1 rRNA gene is annotated in these 1,381 nt (G+C 51.3%); it reads left to right on the forward strand.

Annotation, left to right across the window (positions count from 1 at the left end):
* Window positions 1-1,366: ribosomal RNA gene (locus tag ACQ4WY_RS28180) — 23S ribosomal RNA — on the forward strand; the annotation flags it as partial.
* Window positions 1,367-1,381: the final 15 nt, after the last annotated feature.

Here is a 1,381-nt window from a genome sequence, read left to right on the forward strand (position 1 = left end):
GACGAGTGAACTTGTTCACGAAGCAATCGGAAGTGGTTCCAAGAAAAGCCTCTAAGCTTCAGTCATACGAGACCGTACCGCAAACCGACACAGGTGGGCGAGATGAGTATTCTAAGGCGCTTGAGAGAACTCGGGAGAAGGAACTCGGCAAATTGGTACCGTAACTTCGGGAAAAGGTACGCCCCGGTAGCTTGATTGGTTTACTCCATGAGGGTGAAAGGGTTGCAATAAACTGGTGGCTGCGACTGTTTAATAAAAACACAGCACTCTGCAAACACGAAAGTGGACGTATAGGGTGTGACGCCTGCCCGGTGCTGGAAGATTAAATGATGGGGTGCAAGCTCTTGATTGAAGTCCCAGTAAACGGCGGCCGTAACTATAACGGTCCTAAGGTAGCGAAATTCCTTGTCGGGTAAGTTCCGACCTGCACGAATGGCGTAACGATGGCCACACTGTCTCCTCCCGAGACTCAGCGAAGTTGAAATGTTTGTGATGATGCAATCTACCCGCGGCTAGACGGAAAGACCCCATGAACCTTTACTGTAGCTTTGCATTGGACTTTGAACCAATCTGTGTAGGATAGGTGGGAGGCTTTGAAGCGGGGACGCTAGTTCTCGTGGAGCCAACCTTGAAATACCACCCTGGTTTGTTTGAGGTTCTAACCTTGGTCCGTTATCCGGATCGGGGACAGTGCATGGTAGGCAGTTTGACTGGGGCGGTCTCCTCCTAAAGTGTAACGGAGGAGTTCGAAGGTACGCTAGATACGGTCGGACATCGTGTTGATAGTGCAATGGCATAAGCGTGCTTAACTGCGAGACTGACAAGTCGAGCAGGTACGAAAGTAGGACATAGTGATCCGGTGGTTCTGTATGGAAGGGCCATCGCTCAACGGATAAAAGGTACTCTGGGGATAACAGGCTGATTCCTCCCAAGAGTTCATATCGACGGGGGAGTTTGGCACCTCGATGTCGGCTCATCACATCCTGGGGCTGTAGCCGGTCCCAAGGGTATGGCTGTTCGCCATTTAAAGTGGTACGTGAGCTGGGTTTAAAACGTCGTGAGACAGTTTGGTCCCTATCTGCCGTGGGCGTTGGAAATTTGAAGGGGGCTGCTCCTAGTACGAGAGGACCGGAGTGGACGAACCTCTGGTGTACCGGTTGTCACGCCAGTGGCATTGCCGGGTAGCTAAGTTCGGAAGAGATAACCGCTGAAAGCATCTAAGCGGGAAACTTGCCTTGAGATGAGATTTCCCAGAGCCTTGAGCTCTTTGAAGGGTCGTTCGAGACCAGGACGTTGATAGGCTGGGTGTGGAAGTGCAGTAATGCATTAAGCTAACCAGTACTAATTGCCCGTACGGCTTGTCCCTATAACCTTAGCAGGT

Source organism: Janthinobacterium salmonicoloratum, from assembly GCF_051380845.1.
GTDB lineage: Bacteria > Pseudomonadota > Gammaproteobacteria > Burkholderiales > Burkholderiaceae_D > Janthinobacterium > Janthinobacterium lividum_F.